The sequence below is a fragment of the Paenibacillus sp. PL91 genome (genome assembly GCF_012935325.2).
GTDB lineage: Bacteria > Bacillota > Bacilli > Paenibacillales > Paenibacillaceae > Pristimantibacillus.
The window spans coordinates 21,629-45,681 of the sequence record NZ_JABBYG020000003.1; the positions used below are offsets into that span (position 1 = coordinate 21,629).

The 24,053-nt window shown below is 44.9% G+C and carries 21 protein-coding genes; 8 read left to right on the plus strand and 13 right to left on the minus strand.

Annotation, left to right across the window (positions count from 1 at the left end; translation table 11 throughout):
* Positions 1-354 precede the first annotated feature (354 nt).
* The 4 genes from HI950_RS08840 to HI950_RS08855 form a co-directional block, all read right to left on the minus strand.
* Positions 355-1,119 (minus strand): SDR family oxidoreductase, encoded by a 765-nt coding sequence (locus HI950_RS08840; protein ID WP_169083978.1) that lies wholly within the window; start codon positions 1,117-1,119, stop codon positions 355-357.
* Between the two features lie 425 nt (positions 1,120-1,544).
* Positions 1,545-2,051: a GNAT family N-acetyltransferase gene (locus HI950_RS08845; protein ID WP_169083977.1), complete on the minus strand. Its 507-nt coding sequence runs from the start codon at positions 2,049-2,051 to the stop codon at positions 1,545-1,547.
* A 134-nt stretch (positions 2,052-2,185) separates the two neighbouring features.
* Positions 2,186-2,593 (minus strand): DUF5071 domain-containing protein, encoded by a 408-nt coding sequence (locus tag HI950_RS08850; RefSeq protein WP_169083976.1) that lies wholly within the window; start codon positions 2,591-2,593, stop codon positions 2,186-2,188.
* A 163-nt stretch (positions 2,594-2,756) separates the two neighbouring features.
* Positions 2,757-3,425 (minus strand): FadR/GntR family transcriptional regulator, encoded by a 669-nt coding sequence (locus HI950_RS08855; RefSeq protein ID WP_169083975.1) that lies wholly within the window; start codon positions 3,423-3,425, stop codon positions 2,757-2,759.
* A gap of 306 nt (positions 3,426-3,731) precedes the next feature.
* Between HI950_RS08855 and HI950_RS08860 the strand changes: the two genes are divergently transcribed.
* Together HI950_RS08860 and dgoD are read left to right on the plus strand one after the other, a co-directional pair.
* The gene (locus tag HI950_RS08860) at positions 3,732-4,409 is read left to right on the plus strand and encodes a bifunctional 4-hydroxy-2-oxoglutarate aldolase/2-dehydro-3-deoxy-phosphogluconate aldolase (RefSeq protein WP_169083974.1); all 678 of its coding nucleotides are present in this window, start codon (positions 3,732-3,734) and stop codon (positions 4,407-4,409) included.
* Entirely contained in the window at positions 4,390-5,541 is a 1,152-nt protein-coding gene (gene dgoD, locus HI950_RS08865) for a galactonate dehydratase (RefSeq protein WP_169083973.1), read from the plus strand. The genes HI950_RS08860 and dgoD overlap by 20 nt, the downstream gene beginning before the upstream one ends.
* A 329-nt stretch (positions 5,542-5,870) precedes the next feature.
* Here dgoD and HI950_RS08870 read toward each other — a convergent pair whose 3' ends face one another.
* Positions 5,871-6,629: a ThuA domain-containing protein gene (locus HI950_RS08870; protein WP_169083972.1), complete on the minus strand. Its 759-nt coding sequence runs from the start codon at positions 6,627-6,629 to the stop codon at positions 5,871-5,873.
* 158 nt (positions 6,630-6,787) lie between these two features.
* Here HI950_RS08870 and HI950_RS08875 point away from each other — a divergent pair, with 158 nt between their 5' ends.
* On the plus strand, positions 6,788-8,452 hold the full coding sequence (locus tag HI950_RS08875) for a GMC oxidoreductase (protein WP_223285191.1): 1,665 nt from the start codon (positions 6,788-6,790) through the stop codon (positions 8,450-8,452).
* A gap of 139 nt (positions 8,453-8,591) precedes the next feature.
* On the opposite strand, the gene HI950_RS08880 is transcribed toward HI950_RS08875, so the two are convergent.
* Entirely contained in the window at positions 8,592-9,503 is a 912-nt protein-coding gene (locus HI950_RS08880) for an SDR family oxidoreductase (protein ID WP_169083971.1), read from the minus strand.
* Between the two features lie 377 nt (positions 9,504-9,880).
* Positions 9,881-10,753, minus strand: coding sequence for a DMT family transporter (locus HI950_RS08885; protein WP_169083970.1), 873 nt, complete (start codon positions 10,751-10,753; stop codon positions 9,881-9,883).
* A gap of 625 nt (positions 10,754-11,378) precedes the next feature.
* Here HI950_RS08885 and HI950_RS08890 point away from each other — a divergent pair.
* The 3 genes from HI950_RS08890 to HI950_RS08900 are packed head-to-tail and all read left to right on the plus strand — an operon-like array spanning position 11,379 to position 15,350.
* Entirely contained in the window at positions 11,379-12,485 is a 1,107-nt protein-coding gene (locus HI950_RS08890) for a GerAB/ArcD/ProY family transporter (RefSeq protein ID WP_169083969.1), read from the plus strand.
* A gap of 37 nt (positions 12,486-12,522) precedes the next feature.
* Positions 12,523-14,145 carry a spore germination protein gene (locus tag HI950_RS08895; protein WP_169083968.1) on the plus strand — a complete coding sequence of 541 codons (1,623 nt, stop codon included), beginning with the start codon at positions 12,523-12,525 and terminating at the stop codon, positions 14,143-14,145.
* A complete protein-coding gene (locus tag HI950_RS08900; RefSeq protein WP_169083967.1) occupies positions 14,142-15,350 on the plus strand; it encodes a Ger(x)C family spore germination protein in 1,209 nt (402 codons plus the stop codon). Before HI950_RS08895 ends, HI950_RS08900 begins: the two co-directional genes overlap by 4 nt.
* Positions 15,351-15,374: 24 nt before the next feature.
* Here the strand turns inward: HI950_RS08900 and HI950_RS37265 are convergent, their stop codons facing one another.
* The 3 genes from HI950_RS37265 to HI950_RS08910 form a co-directional block, all read right to left on the minus strand.
* Entirely contained in the window at positions 15,375-15,605 is a 231-nt protein-coding gene (locus HI950_RS37265) for a YczF family membrane protein (protein ID WP_486187804.1), read from the minus strand.
* A 236-nt stretch (positions 15,606-15,841) separates the two neighbouring features.
* Positions 15,842-16,243, minus strand: coding sequence for a hypothetical protein (locus tag HI950_RS08905; protein WP_169083966.1), 402 nt, complete (start codon positions 16,241-16,243; stop codon positions 15,842-15,844).
* Positions 16,244-16,669: 426 nt separating this feature from the next.
* A complete protein-coding gene (locus HI950_RS08910) occupies positions 16,670-17,023 on the minus strand; it encodes a winged helix-turn-helix transcriptional regulator (protein ID WP_169083965.1) in 354 nt (117 codons plus the stop codon).
* Positions 17,024-17,168: 145 nt separating this feature from the next.
* Between HI950_RS08910 and HI950_RS08915 the strand changes: the two genes are divergently transcribed.
* Both HI950_RS08915 and HI950_RS08920 read left to right on the plus strand, forming a co-directional pair.
* Positions 17,169-17,522 (plus strand): DoxX family protein, encoded by a 354-nt coding sequence (locus HI950_RS08915; RefSeq protein ID WP_169083964.1) that lies wholly within the window; start codon positions 17,169-17,171, stop codon positions 17,520-17,522.
* 134 nt (positions 17,523-17,656) lie between these two features.
* A complete protein-coding gene (locus HI950_RS08920) occupies positions 17,657-17,962 on the plus strand; it encodes a hypothetical protein (RefSeq protein WP_169083963.1) in 306 nt (101 codons plus the stop codon).
* 344 nt (positions 17,963-18,306) lie between these two features.
* On the opposite strand, the gene HI950_RS08925 is transcribed toward HI950_RS08920, so the two are convergent.
* From HI950_RS08925 to HI950_RS08935, 3 genes are all read right to left on the minus strand, one after another.
* The gene (locus HI950_RS08925; protein WP_169083962.1) at positions 18,307-20,373 is read right to left on the minus strand and encodes an Ig-like domain-containing protein; all 2,067 of its coding nucleotides are present in this window, start codon (positions 20,371-20,373) and stop codon (positions 18,307-18,309) included.
* Positions 20,374-20,607: 234 nt separating this feature from the next.
* Positions 20,608-22,359, minus strand: a complete 1,752-nt coding sequence (locus HI950_RS08930; protein ID WP_169083961.1) for a glycoside hydrolase family 35 protein — start codon at positions 22,357-22,359, stop codon at positions 20,608-20,610.
* A gap of 31 nt (positions 22,360-22,390) precedes the next feature.
* On the minus strand, positions 22,391-24,052 hold the full coding sequence (locus HI950_RS08935; protein WP_169083960.1) for a DUF4091 domain-containing protein: 1,662 nt from the start codon (positions 24,050-24,052) through the stop codon (positions 22,391-22,393).
* Between the last annotated feature and the right edge of the window lies 1 nt (position 24,053).

Here is a 24,053-nt window from a genome sequence, read left to right on the forward strand (position 1 = left end):
CAGCCAGTGACGAGAAAATAAAATCTGATATGCTCCCCATACATTTGCAGGTTTTATTATTTCACCTGTCTACCGTTAGGGGAGCATATCAGTTTTGATCAAACTTTTGATCAAAACGATGGCTTTTAGCCTCAACAGGAATGTTTAGTTTATTTAAGAAGTTAACGGGAAACAGCTCTTTGAGTAGTTTCCTGTTAGCTGAATAAATTCACTTTGTTTGTTTCAACCCTTAAATTATAATTGTACATGCCATTGAAACCACGGTATGCATAACCATCCGTGAGATTGCCCCCTTCAACATTAAAAAATCCAGCACTCTGATCTTTAAAAAGTTAACCATATTTCCGGACGACTTTACAAATGAGAGCCACCACTGGCATCAATCAACTGCCCGGTTACCCAGCGGCTATCAGCAGAGGCCAAAAAAGCGGCTACATCCGCGACATCTTCTGGTTGCCCCCATCTTCCAAAGGTAGAAAAGTCAGCACCGAATTTATGTCCTGCAGGATCTTGTAGCATCGCTGCATTCATATCCGTGGCAACGAACCCAGGTTGGATTGCATTGATCGTTATACCACGTGGGCCGAGTTGATTTGATAGGGCGAGCGTCAGTGTGTTGATTGCCCCCTTGGTCATGCTGTACGCAGGAATGGCAGGCAGGGAAATTCTTGTTATAGCGGACGATATGTTAATAATTCGACCTTCATCTCTTAAACGTCGCAAAGATTGTTGAATCAGGAAAAACGGTGTTTTCACATTGATTGTCATAATTTCATCGTAAGCTTCTTCTGTCGTATCCTCAATGGGAGCCGATAGGGCGATTCCCGCGTTGTTCACTAAAATATCGAATTGCGTGTCCCCCCTACGTTCTAACAATGCTTCATCCAATGCTTGATAAAGAGACATAATGCTCTCTGAAGAACCTAGTTCCCTGCCAATCGTGAACGCAGTCCCACCATTCCGGTCAATATCACGAACGACTTTTTCAGCAGCATCGCGATTCTTACCGTAATGAACTGCTACTAATGCACCTTCTTGTGCCAATCGTGTCGCAATGGCACGACCAATCCCTCTGCTTGCGCCCGTAACGAGAGCAACCTTGCCTTTCAACTTGCTCATTATTTTCATCTCCTCTTGTGTCTATCAAGTACAACTATTGTTATAACACAAGGTGAATTTTGTAATGTTGCTCTCTAATTCGCGGAACACAAATTCGGAACAAGAAAGTTTGATGGTCCGTTTCCATAGATTCTATTGTATGCAAGGGCAGACTTTGGGGGAAAAACGTGCATTTGGAGACGTTCGTTGAGGATAAAAAAATCGTGTTTAGCTGTGATGGGAAGAAGACTAGTCGGAAGTTCGTCTAGACTTTGCCACTCTCTCTTTCGTTCTTATTTTATCTGTTTTCAATAAACAGATATGTTAAAAAGCCCGACCTTCTAAAGGTCGGGGTTTTCAGGTAGGGTGGGATCCTTGCGAATCTTTCAACAAAAGACCACTGTCTCCAGAGCGGTCCCTTGTATTCGCTATAACCCTCTTTTCGCTTATGCAACCGGAATTTCTTTTTCCATAATAAAATCATCCATGACGAATCCATTCCCGATATCCGCAATTTGTTCTCGTACGGTTTGGAAGCCTTTTTTCTCATATACCGCAATAGTGGATTCGTTATGACGATTGACCGTCAGCCAAATATGACTTAGATTTCGGTCTTTGCACAGCTGCTCAAGGAATGCCGTCGCTTTGCTGGCATAGCCGCGTCCCCGGTGATCCTTGCCTATATAAAACTTGCTCAGGAAGAGCTTCCCCTCTTCTTGTCTGACCGACATATATCCAACCGCAGATCCATCGTGATGGATGAAGTAATATTCGTAGCCCTGATGATGGATCTGATTCTCAATCGCTGGAATTGATTGGAATTTGCCAATCATGTATTCAATCTGCTCTATTGTAATAATGGATACATAATATTCGCGCCATATTTCTGCCGCTAATCGAGCAACCTCAGCGATTTCTTCCTCTGTATTCACGCGTGAAAATATAAGCTTCATGACATGTTCCGCCTTTCCTTGATCTCTCCGTTCATGCTTTCAATAGAATATCATAAATTTCAGCAGAAGGTTTAGTCGCAATGAGCGAAGCAAAAGGCAGCTGATCGACTGGTCGGCTACCTTCGCATATTTAATCAACTTCGCTTCCCGTTAGCTGAATCGATCCTCACTAGCAAGTCCTCAATCTTCTCGGCAATTTCTGCCACTATCTCATCTTTAGTTGGGCATAATTTCATCCGTACCAGGTCAGGTTTCAACTCTAACAGTATTTCATTTGACAAACGAGTTATTAATCCATGGAGTAAGAAGTACTTCCATCCGCCATCATTAGATTTCATGACAACCCGTATATGAGTAATTAAGTGCTCTTCATATTTAAGAATGATATCCTCAATATCTTGAGCAATGGGCCAGTTCATGTCCTGTAGCCACTCAAGTAGTTGTGGGAGAATAGGGAGTATTTTTTCTTTCTCTGCTTCTTTTAATAGCGCTACACGCTCGTAATCCGATTTAGTTTTTGGGATCAATTCGGAGTACTCCATCTTGATAACAACTCCCTCCCTCATATCAAACTAAGCAAGTGATATACATATATTTTAACTAATATTACCACATGCCAAAGTAGTATGATATCACAGACTGCTATACGTTCTTCAACTGCTATTGTGAAAATAAGCACTATGCTTCGAATCAGAAGGTAAGTTTTTACTTCTTTAATGCTTCAAGCATGTCGTAGATATGACTATGCATGAGTTGACTTGCCTGCTCGCTGTGTCGTTCCTCAATGGCGATCGCAATTAAGATGTGATAATTGGATGCTTTGGTACGCATATGAGGCAAGGTGTTTGTCTGCTTGCGACCTTCGGAGAGAAGTGGATAGATTGACTCCAGCATTCGTAATAGGACAGGATGTTGTGCTGATTCTGCAATGAGAGAATGGAAGGAAAGATCGGTATCTAAAAATGGGCCCCCTTCTTCCATCTGGTTAACCATAGAGTCAGCCAGCGCACGAAGTTGCTTTACTTGGGAGCGCGTAGCATGCTCTGCACTCAAGGCAGCAAGTTTGGGTTCAATGAGCAGTCTTGCTTCCAATAATTTGACGAGAGAAACATCCCCCAGTTCCTTAAGGTCTGCAGTAGGGTCTTCCAACAATAATGGATCGTTACGTACATACATTCCCCGTCCATGTTCGATACTGACATTTCCTTGGCTTTCCAGAGTCCGCAGCGCTTCTCTTACAGTGGATACACTAACAGCCAAGTCCTTAGAGATCTCTTGCAACGTTGGTATACGCGATCCGGGCGGCCATTCCCCACTAATAATTTTCTGTTTTAGTACATCTATTGTCATCGTAAAGGTAGTTTTTTTCATCATAATAATCCCCTGTATATCTTCATATTAGGTCTATATTAACATAATCGTATAAGCTTCTCCTAATCGTAATTACGTATTGACATCTAGAATTAAAGATACTATGATACCTTCATAAAGATCAGATCTTTAATGTAATAAAACAATTATATGAGTTATTTTATACATAATCCTATCATTAGATCAGATCTATATAAGCTAATATTAGATCTTTTATATATAGATACGATCTATAGCTTGAGTGTCAATCGTTGTAACAGAGGAGGAGGACAGCATGGAAAGCAAGCTTGGGCAAGAGGTGGAAGCATCATGAACAAAAAGGAACAGCTAAAGCATTTAAAGGATTCCGGCATCGTTGCAGTCATTCGAAAGCCTCCATTTAACAAGGTAATTCAGATTACGGATGCACTGGTTGCAGGTGGCATTGGAGCGCTAGAGGTTACGGTCGATACAGAAAGGGCATATGAAATTATTGCTCTGTTAAAAGAGAGATACGAAGGTAAAGTCCTAGTCGGCGCAGGTACAGTATTAGATGAACAAACAGCGAAGACGGCGATCGAAGCTGGAGCCGACTTTATTTTCTCTCCGATTTTGGATGAAGCTACGATCCGTCTAACCAATCAATATGGGCGTATTTCAATTCCCGGGGTCATGACCCCGACAGAGATCGCGAAAGGGTATCAATACGGGGCAGACGTGCTTAAAATTTTCCCGGGCTCCTCACTAGGTGTTAACTATATAAAAGAGTTATCGGCTCCACTCGGACATATTCCGATGATGCCAACGGGTGGAGTCACTTTGGACAATGTAGGCCCTTTTATTCGTGCAGGTGCTGTGGCCGTCGGAATAGGGAGTTCATTAACGGACAAGAGAGCGATTGAAGAAGAACGGTACGATGTGCTTACAGATTTAGCTCGACAATTCAGACTGGAGATCAAAAAAGCCAGAGAACAGGGAGAGGATAAATTTGAAAATTACAAAGTTTGAGACTTTTATCGTACCACCTCGGTGGCTATTTTTAAAAATTGAAACGGATGAAGGAATCGTTGGATGGGGAGAGCCCGTAATTGAAGGCAAAGCTCATACGGTACAAGCGGCTGTAGATGAGCTCATGGATCTGTTAATCGGGAAAGATCCGCTTCGCATTGAAGATCATTGGCAAGTGATGTACCGTGGCGGGTTCTACCGAGGCGGATCAATATTGATGAGTGCGATCGCCGGGATTGATCAGGCGTTGTGGGATATTAAAGGGAAATATTTAGATGCTCCAATCTATCAGTTGCTTGGCGGGGCATGCCGGGATTCGATGCGTGTCTATTCCTGGATCGGCGGGGATCGACCGAGTGATGTTGGAAAAGCGGCATTGGAAAAGCAGCAGGAAGGCTTTACAGCGATTAAGATGAACGCTACTGAAGAGATGCAATATATTGACAGCTATCAAAAGGTTGATCAGGTCGTGGAGCGGGTAGCAGCGATCCGTACTGCGACCGGTTCGGACTTTGGCATCGGTGTAGATTTTCACGGTCGTATTCATAAACCAATGGCGAAGGTGCTTGCCAAAGCATTAGAGCCTTACAGGCTGATGTTTATAGAAGAACCCGTGCTTCCAGAAAATAATGAGGCACTCCGAGATATCGCTAATCATACTAGCACACCGATTGCGACGGGTGAGAGAATGTTCTCTCGCTGGGATTTCAAATCATTACTGGAAGATGGCTATGTGGATATTATTCAACCAGATTTATCGCATGCAGGAGGCATTACAGAATGTAAGAAAATCTTCGCGATGGCGGAGGCTTATGATGTTGCAGTAGCCCCTCATTGCCCTCTTGGCCCTATTGCACTTGCTGCCTGTCTGCAAGTTGACGCTACGGCTCACAATGCAGTCATTCAGGAACAGAGCCTAGGGATTCATTATAACCAAGGAAATGATCTACTGGATTATGTAACGGACCCTAGCGTATTTTCCTACGAGGATGGATATGTGAAGATTCCACAGGGCCCGGGACTTGGTATTACCGTTAATGAGGAGTACGTCCGTAAAATGGCGACGGAATCCCCACATCGATGGAGAAATCCGATTTGGAGACATAAGGACGGATCTATAGCCGAATGGTAGAAGAAGAGCCAAGGTTTAAGCAAACTGGCTTTTAATCTGAGTTCATTGGGCGGCATGATATAAATGAGCAGTTACTAAGGATTATAATAATGAGAACTAAATATTCAAGGAAAATAAAGGATTAGACTGACCCTAATAATAGAAGCAGCGGCAGCCAGAGACGTGAAGATAAAGTTCTAGACTGCCCCTGTTTTATTGAACGATTTTGTCCCGTTAGCATTCCTGTAGAGCGTTAATTATCAGCTTTGCAAAAACAAGCGCCTCGGTACGATCCATAAGAACGATTGGTTTTTTCGCCGATACACCGTCATGCTTAAAAAATGAAAATATTATTCTCTTTCCTGAGCCTTCACGTTTCCGAACACGGGCTCTGCTCCATGCGGAGATGCCGCCCACCTAACCGCATTCGCGATTACAAGCAAAATCTCTTTATTGTAATAAGTCGGATGCGTTTCATGCCCCGGTTGAAAATAAAATATTTTCCCTCTCCTGCGATAAAACGTACAGCCGCTTCGAAACACTTCTCCTCCCTGAAACCAGCCTACGAAAATAAGCTCATCCGGCGTAGGAATATCAAAAAACTCCCCGTAAGTCTCTTCCTCCTGCAGCTCGATATATTGTCCAAGCCCTTCCGTAATGGAATGCGCCGGATTAACGACCCATAATCTTTCCCGCTCCTCCGCTTCCCGCCATTTCAGTTGACAGGTCGTTCCCATCAGCTTTTGGAACAGCTTGGAGAAATGTCCGGAATGCAATACGATAAGCCCCATTCCCCGCAGCACTTTTTGATAAACGCGTTCGACTACATGGTCATCCACCTCTTCGTGCGCTAAATGCCCCCACCATATTAATACGTTCGTATCGTTTATGACCTGCTCTGTCAATCCGTGCTCAGGCATCTCTAAAGTTGCCGTTCGAATCCGAAATCCATAAGGAGCCAGCCCCTCTGCTAAGGCATAATGAATTCCTCTCGGATATACGTTAGCTACCTCTGGATTCGTTTTCTCAGCTAAAAATTCATTCCAAATCGTTACTCGGATTGTCCTTGATTCTGTGAACGTCTTACCACCTATCACGGCTTTAATCATTGTATTAGCTCCTCCGATACAAACAATGTCCCTTTTATTCTATGTGCCTATGCCGAAACGGTGAACGCTGCGATTCGAATCAGCACGGCCGGCAACTTATCATTAAACAGCTACAAATACATAAATATAAGGAAACGTTAATTAAGGAAGTGTGCACAATGAGGCTGTACGTTGCTGGCAAAAATGATACATTCGAAACCATTGCCAAACAATATCAAATAGACGTCGAGCTGCTTCGCATGGCCAATTCCCATATCATGCACCACCATACAAGCTTTGCCGGGGCAACGATCCAGATTCCTGACGGGTCTGAGGGCGATACGTCCAGCACCTTATTCTCCTGTCCGCCCATAGATCCAACGCCTTATCTGAATAACTGGATTCCGCTAGTCTCTCTGCCGCAAATGGCGGAAACGGAATACGACGTTCTCATCATCGGCTCGGGAATAGGCGGAGGCGCAGCCCTATGGCGCTTGTGTGAGCATTGGTCGTCTACCAACATGAAGATCGGGGTAATTGAGAAAGGCGGCCTTCTGCTGCAAACACATGCCTGGAATGTTCCAACCTTAAATAGCAGCAGGGCGGCCCGGCTCTTTGCCAATCCTGCCATCTCCACTCCGATAGGCTTGACGCTGCCCCAGTTTTCAGGCGCGAGAGAAGTATACTCGCTCGGAGGGCGCACGCAGTTTTGGGGCGCAGTCACGCCTCGCCTTCAGCCCCACGAGATCGCCGATTGGCCGATATCGCCAGAGGAATTAACAGCTTATTACAACATCGCGGAAAGCGTCATGAGCGTCTCGAACGGATACAGCAAGGATTCTTCGATGACAGGAACCGTGCTGCACAGACTATGGGCGAACGGCTTCTCGGAAGCAGTAAACAGTCCGCTAGCGGTAAACCTGAATCCGACCAAATACGGAGAAATTGTTTCGTCAGCCGTGTTCAGCTCCATTGATTTTTTTGCAAAAGCGCTTAATACGGCTCCTTTCGATTTAGCTGTAAATGCATGTGCCACACGAATCGTAACGGAGGGTAACCGGGTCATCGGCGTTCAAGCCGCCAATCCCGACAAGCAAAGTTTTTTCCTGAGAGCAAAATCCGTCATTCTAGCTGCCAGCGCCCTGCAAGCGCCTCGTTTGCTTCTGCATTCGGGAATTCCCGGCAGAGCCATCGGGCACTATCTGACCAATCACTCAATGGTCGTTACGAACGGGACGATTAATACAGCTTCATTTCCCGAAGTACAAGGAACGTTGGCCATTCTGTTGCCTTCAACGTCTAGGTACCATTTTCAGGTTCAAATCCAAGGGCCAGAGCCTTACTATCATTATCATGACATGTACAAAGGTCTGCAGAACGATTGGATGCTTAATTTCTTTGGAGGGTTCGGTAACGTTGAATCGAGGTTTGAAAACGAAGTCTATCTGGATTACACCTGCAAAGACGAATACGGCGTTCCCGGCATTGGGGTCAACTTCTCATACAGCGCCAAGGATCAAGCTATTATTGAACAAATAAAGGCGAATATACCAATCATCGCGCAGGCTGCCGGCATTCAATTGACAGGTCCCATCGGTAGGACTGATCTTTGCCTGCTGCCGCCAGGCTATGACTTCCATGAATCCGGCACATGTCGAATGGGTGATGACCCTTCCACATCGGCTGCGAATCGTTATGGCCAAATACACGGCATATCCGGCCTTTACGTGGCGGGAAACAGCGTATTGCCTTCTATTGGAGCCGCTAATCCAACTCTCACCGCTGCCGCTATGGCCATAAGAACAGCGGACTATTTGTCAGATAATATTAGGATTAGACAGTAGTATTTTTTATTAAAACACAAAACCCGAAAGACGGGCACTCTTTCTAAAGTGTCTATCTTTCGGGTTACAGTCCACCGTAGCAAACGGCCCCCCATAAATTCTCTAAATAACGCTTGAATTTGGTTACTTTTATTGAATATTAGCGGTAACCTTTAGCGTCTGCTGGTTTGCCTGCATCTTGGACTTCTACGAGATACCGCCAGCAGTCTGGCTGCGAGCCGTCAAGATCATAAAAACCATACACCTGTGCGAGTTTGCCACTTGAAACAGAGTGACCGTTCCACCGAGCAACTTCTGAATCTCCAGACAACGCGGCAACGGCACGCCCTACAAATCGGGGCGATTCTGAGATGATGAAATGAGGTTCCCTCACAGTGGCGTCTCGCCAGTTTTCTTCCTTAACACCATAGTGATCAAGCATGATTTCAGAACGCATCCAACCCGGAGTCAATGCTACTGCAGTGCATTTATATGGCGAAAGTTCTTGGGCTAAAGACTGAGCCATTCGAATGACAGACGTCTTGGCTAGATCGTAGAATAGTGATAAACGGTAGTTTTTATCGTTGTATTCTGCCGTGCCGTCCGTAATCTCAATGACTAGGCCATTCTTGTTTCGGATTAACAGGGGAAGTGCAAAGTGGCTTGTAATAATATGCGTGTCAATCGCAAGTCGGAGCATGCGAAGTCCCCGTTCAAGAGAGTGCTCCCACACGGGCACATTCCACTGTGCCAAATATTCAGCCCCCCACACATCGTTGACCAGAATATCCAGTCTCCCCTGTTCATTCTCAATGCGAGCAATTAGAGCCTGAACCTGATCAGGATCCAGATGATCCACTTGAACCGCTATTCCCAGGCCACCTGCATTACTTACAAGTTCGGCGGTTTCTTCAATAGTTTCAGGACGATTGTACTCAGATTGTTGTGTTCGTGTCGTACGTCCTGTCACATAAACAGTAGCCCCAGCAGCTCCTAATTCTATAGCTATACCTCTACCCGCGCCGCGTGTTGCACCTGCCACCAAAGCCACTTTTCCATTTAGGGGTTTCATGATCTGTAACTCCTTTCGTTGATCTATCACTATTATAGATCTTAAATATGCCAACTTATGTCATATTAATAATAACGAGGGTATCTTTTCAACTATGTCCCTATTTGAAGTAATTTCAAACCTTGCTTTTCCATAGATTGAATTGCATTTTCAAGTGAAAATTTTTGTTCTTCACCACCACCCGAACAGGCAGGTAGTACAATCAATGAAATAAGAAATACGAATACGAGTTTAAAATTCCTCTAATCAATTCTGACGCTTATGTAGATGAACTAGTTTCAATAAACGGAAATGTAATACAATCTCCTACACTAATCTGCCCTTTAGCGTAACAAAAAGCTGATCGGCAAATATCGCCGATCAGCTTTTTTCGATGTTCATTCTTCTCGAACGACTAATAGTACACCAATAAAGATTAATATAGTACCTATCCAAAAAGACAAGCCAATTTGTTCACCTAGTAGTAGCCACCCTAAAAAAGTACCGACTATAGGTTGGAAAAAGAAAAATAATCCGCCACTTGAAGCATTAAGCATTTGCAGTCCACGATTCCACAGTAAAAAGGCACATGCTGTCGAAATAATTCCCAAGTATAAAAGACCGCCCCAAATTGATGGATGCATCATGGCTTGAACATCAAGCTCTGGTAATCGGCTCATTGTAAAAGGTGTGAGTATAACGATTGCTACAAGTGTTGTATAGTAGGTTACGACAATTTGTGAATATTGCCCGGGTACCCGTTTAATAAGAACAGACATAAGCGCCCAAGTAAGTGATGCAATAAGCAGTGATAAACCACCAAGTTGAAGAGATGGATCGATATCGGCATTTCCAACAATAACGCCTACACCGATTGTTGCTAAAATAATAGAAATTGCTTTTTTAAGCGTGATTTTTTCTTTTAAGATGATGCGCGCAAATAACACCATGAATGCAGGTGTCGTTGAAGTAATAATGGCACCCATTTGTGCAGTAGAAAGCATCGTACCAACTTCTTGGGTTATGATAGAAATTGTATTTCCAATAAGTCCAATCATGAAAATTAATAGCAAGTCTCGTTTTTCAATACGCCATGATTGTTTTGTTATAACGCCAATTATTAGCAATGCAAAAATCGCAATTACATAACGAATCCATACTAATTCAAGTGGTGGCACAAACTCTACCACATGCTTTACCACAACATACATCCCGCCCCAAATACTAGCAGCGAGTGATAAATACAAAGAACCTAATAACGTGTTTTTCATTTCGTACCCTCCGTTTTTCTAGACAAATCCCTGTCCTTAACGGAGATGTAGTTTTTCTACCGTTAAGGGAGAATAACTACAGGTACATCATTTTCAAATAGTGGTGACCACATCATCAGTTTTCAACTCACTTTCAAAAGAATAATTTCATTTTACCCTAATCTTGTTGATTTGGGTATAAACTGTTTAAACCATAACTAACCTGCCATTAAAAATATTAGCCAAGCTCAACTCCTCCGTCGTTCCGCCGTCTCGGCATGCTAAGTCTCGGAGAACATCCGTGATCAGCTTGTTTATTCCAAAGAAAACGGCGGATTTCCTAATTTCAAGAGGTTTGTCATTGCTCCCGAGTGCCCAGCAAACCTTTCAATCGCAAAGCCGTATAAATCATGATATTCAACCCCGGATCGGTCGGCGGCTGCAAGGTCACATATTCAAACTCCATCTCTCACTGAACTAGCTTCACACTAAGCTGCACATTCGTATTATGAGGTCACCAGAACTAACTGGTCGACCTCTTTTTTTGTATAGTCGTAAGCTGACACGAAGAGAATTATTGATAAAATGCCCTCTTTTTGGAAAGTACTAACATCGTGCCGAAAAGGCCGTGAAAAGGGGGATCGGAATGTCTAAAACATCCGCGATTAGTCCGACTCAGCTGTTCGCTGTCATTATCTTATTTGAATTCGGTACCGCCTTAGTGATTCCGATCGGACTCGGGAACGGGTGGAATACGTGGTTATCGATTTTGCTGGCTATGCCTGGGGGTATCATCCTGTATCTACTCATTGTTTATTTTTATAAACAATATCCGTCATTGATTCTAAGCGGCTATATCCGAAAAATTTTAGGGGTTTACATCGGCTGGCCGATTAGCTTATTCTATATCGTTTTTTTCATCTATAATGGTTCGCGCAATTTGCGGGAGGCGGGTGATCTTCTAATTTCAGCTTCGTATGATCAAACCCCAATTACAGTTGTCCATGCAACATTGATCATTGCGGTTATTTACATGCTCTATAAAGGGATTAACGTACTGCTTCGGTTAGCGGAAATTTTTGTCATCATTATGCTTTTGATAGGAATTTTCAGCAACCTTGCCGTTATTTTATCCGGTGCGATCGAGTTAAGAAACCTACTTCCAGCTTTAGGCGAAGGTTGGGCTTCCACATTTAAAAATGCCTACCCAAATATCTTTATGTTTCCATTTGGTGAATTAATTTGCTTCACAACGATTTTGCCACATTTAAAGCAAAAGAAAGTCGCAAGTAAAACAGGAATTATAGCCATCATTGTCAGTACAATTCTTCTCAGTTTGACTCATGCAATGGAGGTTTCAGTCATCGGCTCGGACGTCTATTCACGAGCAACCTTCCCGTTATTCACGGCCATCACCACGGTGGAACTAGCGGAATTTATCCAGCGGCTGGATGCATTAGTCATTCTCGCGCTCGTTATTGGAGTGTTTTTCAAAATGACCGTTTACGCCTATGCAGCTTCCGCCCTAGCAGCAGATATATTCCGCATACCTGAAAAGCGCAAGCTTGCCTATCCGATAGGCATTATCATTTTCCTCCTAGCAGTGCAGTCCGCTTGGAGCTTCCCAGAGCATAAAAATGAAGGAGTATTCGTCGTGAACATCATTTTACCTGTGCTAGTCGTTATAATCCCGATGCTTCTCCTATTCATACATTTAATTAAGAAGCGTTTTAGCCATTCTCATCGAGCTTGATATTTCAACCTAAAATGATATTTGCGGGGTGCAAATAATGTTTTTAAAAAGTTCAATCCGACATAAAAATAAGACTCCCCAAAAGACTAAGGATGAGTCTGGGACCGATATACATTCAGGGGTTAATGTGCCTCTTTCCCCTAGTCTATCCGATAATTTAAGGTTCTTCAAAAACGAATTAGGAAACAGTCCGGATATTATTGTTAGGCTATTTGAGATGGGAGGGAATCGGACTCGGGCGGGTGCGGTTTACTTGGACGGCATTACGGATAATAAAATGGTCAATCAGTTTATTCTGCATTCTCTCATGATCGATGCCAGCACTGGCATTAGACTTGATCATGAACAAAGCGAGCTAGCGTTCATCCAAGATAATGTACTTACTATTGGTGAAGTCAGCGTTCTAAGGGATTGGGACAGTATCATCTTATCTGTTCTATCCGGCAACACAGTCATATTTATCGAAAACTCGACTGAAGTGATTAGCGGCAACACGAAAGGGGGAGAGCAGCGATCCATTACAGAACCGTCAACACAAGTCGTGATTCGAGGCCCGAAAGAGGGATTTACGGAATCCATTGGAACGAATGTCTCCCTTGTCCGTCGAAGAATCAAAAGCTCTAATATAAGGCTAGAGCCTTTTAAGATCGGCATCAATACGCAGACAAGCGTAGCCATTATGTACATACAAGGTACAGTGGATGACAAGCTTGTTCAAGAAATCCGGACTAGGATTCAAAATATCCAAATTGAAGCATTGGCTGGCTCTGAACATCTTGAAGAGCTCATACAGGATCAGAGTATGACGCCATTCTCGACAATGCTGAATACGGAGCGCCCTGACACGGTTACCGGCCACATTTTAGAAGGAAGGATTTCCATTTTTATAGATGGTACACCCTTTAATTTAATAGCTCCAGTAAACTTTTACATGAATTTCGAATCTGTAGAGGATTATTATCAACGTCCGGAGGCCGCGGCTGCCGTCCTGTTTCTACGTTACGCAGCGCTGATTATTTCGTTGTTCGGACCTTCCATTTACATCGCAGCTATTACGTTTCATCAGGAGATGATTCCAACATCACTTCTACTTAGCTTGGCCGCACAACGTGAAAGCGTTCCTATACCAGCATTCATTGAAGCTTTAATGATGGAATTCACTTTTGAAATTTTACGCGAAGCAGGTATACGCATGCCTCGTGCAATTGGTCAGGCCGTATCCATCGTAGGGGCGCTTGTACTCGGACAAGCGGCTGTGGAAGCAGGCATCATCTCTTCTGCAATGGTAATTGTGGTTGCTCTTACGGGTATCTCTAGTTTTGCAACCCCCACTTACAATATGGCTTTTTCGGTTCGGTTAATCCGTTTTTCCATGATGGGTGCGGCGGCGCTGCTCGGGTTTTATGGAATTGCGGTATTCAGCATCATTCTACTCGGACATTTGTGCAGTCTAACTTCGTTAGGCATTCCCTATATGACTCTTTTTTCGCGATTTATACCTGAAGACCAGAGAGTGTCGTTGTTTGGACTTCCTTTAATGAAAGAAACCATAAAAAATGCTTCAGAATCCGAGTTAGTTACGAATACATCGGATAGTGAAGACGAACCTCCATCCTGCGCATCGTCAATAGATCATCTAAACGAAAGGGGTTCCCAATGAAGCGATATTTTATCCTCATTTTGCTGACGTTGGTTAGCCTACTCTTTCTGAATGGCTGCTGGAATAGCAAAGAACTTAGTGATTTAGCTATCGTCATAGGTATAGGGATCGACAAAGTTCCAAATTCGGACCAATACAAAGTATCCTTGCTAATTGTAAACCCTAGTACGGTTGCTGCGGGTAAAGGAAGCGGCGGAAAAAGCACGATGCCGAATATCGTATTCTCTTCCGTTGATCGTACTCTCTTAAGCGCATTTCGAAAATCATCGCAAAAAGTGTCACGACGGCTATTTTTTGCCCATTCCCAGCTTCTTGTCATTGGAGAACCGGTTGCAAGGGAAGGAATTTATAATCTTTTTGACTACTTCGAAAGATCACACGAGCTTCGACTCACATCATCGGTAGTCATAGCTAGAGGAATACATGCTGAATCCTTGTTAAATATATTAACCCCTTTGCAATCCATAACGGCTACCTCTATCAAAGATAAACTTAAGGTGTCATCGGAATCTTGGGCACAATCAGTGGATGTTAATGTAATCGAGGTAATTAAAAGACTGAGCGGATCAGGAGAGCCTGTCATTAGTGGAATGCGAGTCATCGGAAACCCATCAAAAGGAAATAAGAAGTCGAACCTTGAGAAATCCCCTCCTTACACGACTATCGAAACGAATGGGATAGCCATATTTTCAAATGGGAAGCTCTCAACCTGGCTTGATGGCAAAGTAGCCCGTGGCGTTATTTGGGTACTAAATAAAATGAAGAGCACAATCATCAATATTGACTGCGAGGACAAGAAAGAAGCAATATCTATTGAGATAATCCGTTCATCAAGCAAATTGAGGGTAGACGTGTTAAATGGCAAACCTTCTTTGTCACTGCATGTTACAGAAGAAGGTAATTTTAGCGAAGCGAAATGTCCCATCAATCCCAACAATCACGATGAGCTTGTAAAGTTGCAAAACCAGTTAACGGAAGAAACGAAAAAAGAGATCAAATCAGCTATTAAAGCCACGCAAAAAAAGAAGAGTGATATCTTTGGTTTCTCGACAGAATTGGAGCGTACCCATCCTAGGGAATGGAAAAAGATGAAAAATAATTGGCCTAATCTCTACTCTGAAACCGAAGTAAAAGTAAGCGTGGAAGCTTACATTAGACGGACTGGATTAAGAATCAATTCCTATATGAAATCAGAGGAAGAGTAATCATGCTCAACTTCAATGAGCCATTTATTTCGCTCCTGTTTTTTTGGTCTTATTTAAGATGCTGATCGCAGGCATTAAGAACGGTATAAGGACCGCCACAAAAACGATAGCTTTTTCCGCAGCTGTTATAACAGAAAATGACTGAAGTAATATCCGAGTGGATTCAAAAAAGGTTATTCCGGAAATAAGGTCCATGATTGTTAAGAAACTGAGGCAGCATATGTAAAGAGTAATATAAACAGTCAATATTTTCATATAAAATCATCTCCAACGGCAAGTTTATTGTCATGTGTATGTTTTCCAATTACCATGTTAATAATCCAAGCCGTATGATCAAGTATTAATGCTACTAGTCTGTTCGTCCCGTCCCTCGGTTTTAAGGGTTTTTCTCACATAGATTCAGGATTGAATCTATGTGAGAAAAACATCATCGTATTTATGCCCAGTATGGAGATGGAGGCTGATCAGAGGGCTGCTCTGTCCAGCTTCCCTCAACGCCACCGAGCACCAGGTTTCTTCACGTAGTGTGCAAACACATAGCGCCAAGGAATGCCGAAAGGAAAGATCAAGACCAGCAAACAAGCTGAGGCCGTTTCCCAGGTTGACTCATCCATTGTACCCGCGGACCATAGTGGGATAGCAACGACGATCAGCCAGATCGACTTCCATACCAATTCCCACAGAAGCAAAGGCAGCATCTGTAACGGATACCGAAGCCCCAAGAGAGATAGAGCCGAAAAGGCGGCCAGCATGCATTGGACCACTCCTTCCATCAGTTCCCACGGCTCTTCGTGGAAGATGACTCCAGGCCATACCGTGATACCGAGCCCCACCGAGACAAGAAGGTAAAGCGCCCTCAGAAAATAAAGACGAAACAACGAGACCTCATTCATTCTAAATATCTCCTTCTTTAATGAAACCACTGTATTAGTGTACTGATGTAATAGTACACTAATTTATTGGCTCTGTAAATAGACAATAAGAAAAAGAAGCAAACAAGGAAACGCGGCGCTATTCATAATTCAAAACCCGCACGAAGAAGGATACAAAGTTCGAGATTTCTGCTTCGATACTTTTTGAGTAAGACTTTGCATTAGATATGCATTTTTGAAAAAAACCGCTTCCCGCTATAAGAGGACTCTGCGATATAAATCGCGGGGTCCTCGCATTTTATGATGCTAAGTTTTGATATTTTCAAGTTCATCAAGAAAATGATTAAATAACCAAATCCTTGGGAATTAAAAAAAGACTCCAGCTTAGTTCGCTGGAGTACGGTAATTATATTTACTTAGAAAAGCTTATATCAAACAAGGTACGGCTCACCCAGATTCATTCCCTGAGCGATCTACTCCGTATAGCGCATCCATATGCTCAATATGGGCGGCTCCCCAATCGTTCAATGCCTGTAACACAGTGCTTAAACCTTTGCCGTAATCCGAAATCGAATATTCTACTTTCGGAGGGATTTGGTTGTACACCTCGCGATGTACGATATCGTTATACTCAAGTTCTCTTAATTGTTGGGTAAGCATCTTTTTGTTTATATCCGGTATCGCTTTTTGAAGCTCGCTGAATCTCATTGTGCCGTTTGAAATAAGCTGCAGCAGAATGACAGACTTCCATTTTCCCACTAAAATATCCAGCGCTGATTCAAATTTACAATACTCTTTCATTGAACTCCCCCACTTCCCTTTGCATTGTTAGGTAACTTTTTAGTTACTCTGTTTAGATAAAGTGCCTACTTGCTTGAATCGATTACTAGGGTCTACTATACCATTAGTGAATGGCGAACAAATAGTCAGGAGGTTGGAATCATTAATGAATATCGCAATATGGATCATTCAAGGGCTTGCAGCAATAGGTTTTGTCTACTCTGGCTGGTTGAAGGCGTTTCAGTATGAAAAAGCCAAAAAGTCTTGGGGATGGGTAACAGACGTTTCAAAAGAGTTCGTCGTCTTTATCGGGTTAGCAGAATTGTTCGGGGCACTTGGACTCATTCTGCCTCAAGCGACGAATATCGCGCCTGTATTGACACCAATTGCCGCAACCGGACTCGCCGCAGTCGTTCTTTTCGGCGCCCTATTCCATGTTACACGTAAGGAATATCGAGAAATCGGAGTGAACACTGTCTTCTTCGCGTTAACTGTATTTGTTGCGATCAGTCGTATTTAAGCCGACGTTAAATCTTCGTCAGGTTAGATACGATTCACCGAAACATATCGAATCACAAAGTAGTATGTCACTAGTACAAGCACAATCACTCATTGGTTCATAAGATATCCTATATTATTTTAAGGAGTGATCTTATGGCTGCCACTGTTAAATGTGTATTGCTGCAAATTGCTAGATTATCTGCGAAACTGGCAAAAGACGTACAATTCAGAAAGAAATTTGAACGTATTATTGGCGACACGCAAACAGGTACAAACAAAAGAGTCCTACAGATGAGGGCGCTATTAAGATCAGCGGGTTTCAAATCCCCAAATCGGGTACGAATATTTAATGATCTTGGAGAAACGCCAAAGGTAGTAATCTTTTATGATGCAATTGACGCCAAATTACAATCAAGTGTAACCCTTTCCTTTACTTTCCAATTAAATCCAGGACCATAATGATGATAACTAAAACGGTGTACACAATCATTAAAGGACACCAATAAGGTGTCCTTTGGTTTGAAAATTCCAATCACGGATATCCTTCCGTGAGATGAGTTTGATGTTTTCCTTGTTTTGAACGCTCCGTCTGTCCACTCTCTTATACAAAAAGGTACCCATCGCTAAACACTTTTTTCAAAGTGTCCAAGGTATGGGTACCCGTTTCATCCTTGCAACTCCGCTTTAGGCGTCGATCTTTTTGGCGGCGTCTCATCCGACACCGGCTTAGCAATCTTGCTGATGCTCGTTACTTGCAGCCACTCGGAGGACGCTCCTCCTGAAGCGTTTCCTTCAGGCGTTTCCTAAACGCCGGTGAAAAGAAGGCTGATGTCCTCGTTGCCGTTCTTCGTCTTCCATCCGTTGAAGCCTGCCGCATCGGTAATGCCCGGTTTGAACGTAAGATAGTACACTTGGCCCGGCGTCATGTCCTTGGACAGCTTCAGTGTAACCTCAGTGACGACCGCGCCCGTGTTGTTCAATTCGTCGTGGGAGATACGGACGGCATCCCCTCCCTCTTCCTTCATCACGAAGTACGTCTCGTTTACGTTTTTCACCGGCTCGCTGAATACGACTTTAATCGTCGTCCGGTTCAAAACGATCACCTGTTTTGCGTAAGAAGCCTCGTTGGCGACAATAGTTCCCGCGAACGCGGCTTCGTTCGCGCCGTCCTGCGAGAGGAGTGACGACACGCCCGTTACCTTGGCCGTGTACACGTGGCCAGGATGGAACAAGCCCGGGTTCGGATCGGTTCCCGTGCGGAATTGGACGGCAACGACCCTATTCGTTCCCGGCTTGCGGACGGCGTATTTGCTCCAGCCGGACATTGAGACGTTGGCGCCGTTGTCCTTGATCGATACAACTAAGGAACCGACGTCAGCGTCCTTGATATCTCGGTCGAATGTGATCTCGATGGTGTTCTCGTTAACCGCGGCTATGCTCTGAAGCTTCACCGGCAGGGTCGGATTGGAGATGCCCCCGAACAGAAGGCCCGATTTCGTATCCATCACGTTGCCAGCCAGGTCGGGAATGCCCGACACAGTAAGGCTGTAGACGGTTTTGTCTTGTTGGGCGGATGTCCGCAGCGTGACGGTACGCCCCTCGTTGTCAAGGCTCGCTGATTCGATAGCCAAGCCGCCGATGCTGTACCGTCCGGTCTGCACGGCAATGTCCCGATTCACCTTCTCGCTGAATTTGACGGTCAATGATGCATCCGCATTCACCTTAAATTCCGAAACGCTGATCGTCGGCTTTGTCGCGTCGTCGTTGCCGACGATGGACAAATCCGATCGCGTGTCCATGACGTTGCCGGCGAGATCCTTGACGTTCTTAACGGTCAGCCAGTACCGGACGTTGTCCGACTGATTCGACGTGGAGAACGTGACCTGTCTCTTGTCCGAGGAGAGCTGCAGCGTCGTTAGCTTCAATCCGCCGGAGAACGAGTAGTTAGCGGGATTCGTAGCCGTCTTTTGGTCAACCGGCTCGGAGAACGTCAGGACATAGACGTGAGCCTTTACCCGGTCGAACGAGGTTATCGTCGGCTTCGTCATATCTGATCTCGCCGAAGTGTACGGCCACTCCTTGCCGTCGATGGTTAAGTAATGCATGCGGTTCTCGATCTGGTAGCCCGTTGTGAGCGATACCGACATCCCGTCTCCGCCGACCGTCGCGAGAATGATCGGCACGACGTTGCCGAGATCGTCCCGCAGTGAGAATCGTCCGATATCCGCCGAGTCGATTTTCGCCTTCAGGTTCACCCGCACCGTCTGGACGTTCAGTCCTTCGACCGACTTCACGTCAAGCGCACTGTCCCAGCCCGTATAGACCGCGTAGACAGTCTCAACGAGCACGCCTCGCGTGGCGTAGGCCGTGTAGTCGTTCCGAGGGGCGATCCAACCTTTGTTAAGAGCGGTTCCGACCGCAACCTTCGCCCAGGCCGATACTTTGCCAACGAAGCCGACGTTCGGGTTGGCGGGGACGTTGTAGACCTTCATCAGCACGGAGGCCAGCTCTTCGACCTTCACCGGGGCGGTCGGCTCGAATCGGTTACCCCCTTTTCCGATCATGATGCCCGCGCTTCGCACCGCTTGGACCGCCGTGAACGACCAGCGCGTCTTCAGCACGTCCACGAAGCCAGGCGTGGAACTGGAACGAGGCAATTCGAGAAGCTTGTAGAGCACGGAAGCGAACTGTTCGCGGGACATCGATTCGTTCAGGCGGGATGACCCGTCCTCGAAACCGGTCATAATTCCTTGCCGCTTCAGCACTTGGAACTTCTCCTCCGTCGTGAGAGTCGCCGCTCCCGCGGCCGGCACGGCCAATCCAAGCAGCAACGATAACGCGAGCAATGCCAGAGCGATTTTCCTCATCATTGCAGTCCTCCTAAGGGATTTCTGCCGGAACCGCGAAAGAAGAAAACGGATGCGGGCCAGCGAATGTACCCTCTTTAACGACGCCACGGAGGAAAAAGTTTCTGTCGAAGGCTGTTTTATCCAAAACTAGTCACGGTTCGAGCAAACTTCCGGAAATTCGCCGCGAGCTTATTCCCGCAAGGAGTCACAGCGCTTGCCAATAATCAGCCTTTTTTCGATTCATAGCCTCTTATTTTAAGAGCCTAAATCAGGTTGATCCCAAAAGGTTACAGCATGATCAGAAGTTCCATGCAATTCAAAGATCACAATCTCATTGTCGCCAAGCTGCAATAAAGGCCCCGGCACATATAATCTATTTTGCGGTCCCATATTCCAATAACGTCCCAAATTGAAGCCATTAATAAACACGACCCCTTTGGTCCACCCTTCCAAGCTGATGAATGTATCACATGGCTCATCCACAACTAACGTTCCTCTGAAGAAGCTCGGGTCCAATTGTTCCGAGATGCCCCCGAATTGCAGGCCCGATAAATCCGTTAGCGGTAACGTATACGTCTTCCAATCCGACAAGAACTGCCGGCCATAACGCGCACCTTCCGTAATTCCTTTACGATCCTTCATATACGGCCCATAGTTGACACGGCCTAAGTTCTCTACAAGCACGGTTACTTGCACCCCGTCTGCGGGTACCTCAAACTCTAATTTTGCTTTCGTATCCGTACGATCCACAATACCCGCCAGTTTTCCATTAAGAAATACTTGTGCACGGTCATGCAAGTCCTGCAAGAAGAACTCTTCCTTCGGACGAGGTCCACTAATGAATGTCTGATAATGAATAAACCCGTAATCCTGCCCCAGTTTTTCCATTGTTTCAGGGTATGCCGTATATATAGGTGTCGAAATGTTGTCTAGGTTAGCCGTTAATGAAGCCTGCTCGGTCATTTCCACCCGTCCATACGCTTTTTTAGCGATCGGAGCTGGTAATTCACATTCACCTAGATCCACGTATTTGGAGATAACGTCGCGCACGGCATAATATTTGGCTGTCGGTTCACCGGCTTCATTCAACAGGGCATCATAATCATAGCTTGTAACCGTCGGCTCATAGCTATCAACTGTATGACCGTTTGCTCCGTTGAAAAAGCCAAAGTTTGTACCGCCATGGAACATATAGAAATTAACGGATGCGTTTAGACTAAGCATTTCATCCAACACGTATGCAACATCCTCGGCGGGACGGGTATGATGCTCCTCATGCCAATGATCAAACCATCCGTTCCAATACTCCATACACATAAATGGCGCATCCGGTTGATATTCTTTAAGCTTCTCGAAAGCTTCTGCTGCCCGAGAACCGAAATTCACCGTAGCCAGAACACCGTCAATCATACCGCCTTGCAGCATCGCATCTTCAGGACCATCAGAGGTGAATAACAGCACGTCCATTCCGCGAGCGATCATGCTTTCTTTTTGATGATTCAAATATCGTTTGTCATTGCTGTAGCTTCCATATTCATTCTCGATCTGCATCGCGATTATCGGTCCGCCATTGGTGCAAAGGAGTGGTTTTAATTTCGGAAGCAGCACATCATAATAAGCATCTACATGATCTAAAAACGGCTGATGGTAGCAACGGAGACGCATATCCGAATCTGCCAGCAACCAAGACGGCAATCCGCCAAATTCCCATTCTGCACAAATATAAGGCGCAGGCCGAACAATCACATGCAGCCCGAGCTCTCCAGCCAGCTCAATAAAACGAACGATATTTGCCATGCCTTCAAAATGAAATTGGCCTTTCTTCGGCTCGTGGAGATTCCATGGAACATACGTTTCAACGGTATTAAGCCCGCAAGCTTTTAATTTTGCAAGTCGATCCTGCCAATGCTCGGGTACGGTTCGAAAATAATGAATGGCTCCTGAAAGGAGGCGTATGGGCTGATCATTATAATAAAATGAAGATCCTGAATAATTAAATGTAGTCATCTATTCTCCACCTCACTAATTAGTTAAATCATTATGCATAATGACTGGCTAATGCCTGGTTGATTCTCTCTCTTGTCGCTAACAACCATTCTCCACTGCCTTTTGGATAGACGGAGAACGTCAATGGCTCTGTTAAACCCTCTTCCAATAGCTTTAGCGTCTGTTCTTTGCCAATCTTCTGCTCAAGCAGCTCCAATGCGCGCAAGTCTTGCATCGCCTCATAGAGAACTTCCAAGCGAATAGATTCAACCGGACCCTCTTCGCCCGGATAAACCAAGTAGGAATCTCCCGAAGGAAATCCAAGCTTTGCGTCCGTTGACCGATAGGGATCGAGCTTCTGATCGATGGAGTACTGCGAATACCAGAAGTTAAAGCCCCAATGCAGAAAGCCCTTCAATCCAAACTTATACAACTGAAGTCCAATAACCCGGTTTCTGGAAGACGGCATGTTAAAAAACCGATTAGATACTTCTTGATGCTGCGCACAGCAATAATAGGTCCATAAATCTGGAACGCCATGCTCCAGGAACGGTTCGATATGATTGTTCCCCGGTATCGGCCTCTGCACCAGACCCCGCTCATACATAGCCAAATCGGATAGCGCATCCATGATGGGGTAATCAGCTAGATGCTTACGCACGATCTGGCTTGCAGCTTGATACGATTTCAATTGACTGAGATCAGGCTCATCCGAAATATGGAACCAGCTTTGCTGATCCAGTCCATTCTCTTTCAAATATCGATCAAGACTAGGCAGAAATTGATCCAAGAAGCTGCGATAAGCTTCTGAGGATGCATCTGTCTCCCAGCCAAATAGCTTTTTCTCTTCTCCATGAACCGTTCCTATAATCTTTGGAGCGCACTTTGCTCCCCATTGCGTAAACAAGTGTGAAAACTCAAAGTACTTCACGTCTAGCTTCCTGCACATGGTTACCCACCGCGTAAGCTGATCAAAGCCGAATTTATAACTATCTCCCTGGACATCAACTTGCACTAGTTGAACCGTTGGACGTTCTCCTCCAATGAGGGTATCGAGCGGCGGCGTAAATAGTGGCGTCAGTATCATGTTCATGCCATGCTTGACCATCGAGTCCACATAGCGTTCCAGAAGCGTCCAATGCGCTTCACTAAAGACCTCTACACCATACTGCGTCGCAATACAATCCACATGAAGCCATTCCGTGTGAATTAACTGTTGTGGAGGTAATGTGGCAGGGATGACAGTCAATTGAAATATATCGGAGACAGCTAAAGTCTCTCCTTCCGCTGATTGGAAGGAGATTTGAATGGAATGAGGACCCTCAGAGACAGACTCATCAAGCTCAACGCTCACCCAAATGGAACGCCATTGCTGGGGAAGCGCACTAATTGATTGCTGATTCAGCTCATATAACGGATCTGGATATAGTCCCGGTGTCGTACGCAAAACGTTATCATCAGGGTCTTTGAAACAAGGCATCTCCGAAGGAACCAGCCCAACAGATCTAATCAAAATACGGTCCGCAAGGGATGAGTCAATGTTTGCATTTATATTTTTCAAGAGCGTATCTGAGGTGTATGCGACTTGGAAAGAATAGGTTTCGCCGAAAAGCGCAGATGCGCTTGTAAAGGCTTGTTCGGTTGGCGTCTCATCTGCGAATACTTTTGTCAATGAGCTAAGTAACTTCGTCTCCAATTGGATTGGATTGTTCATT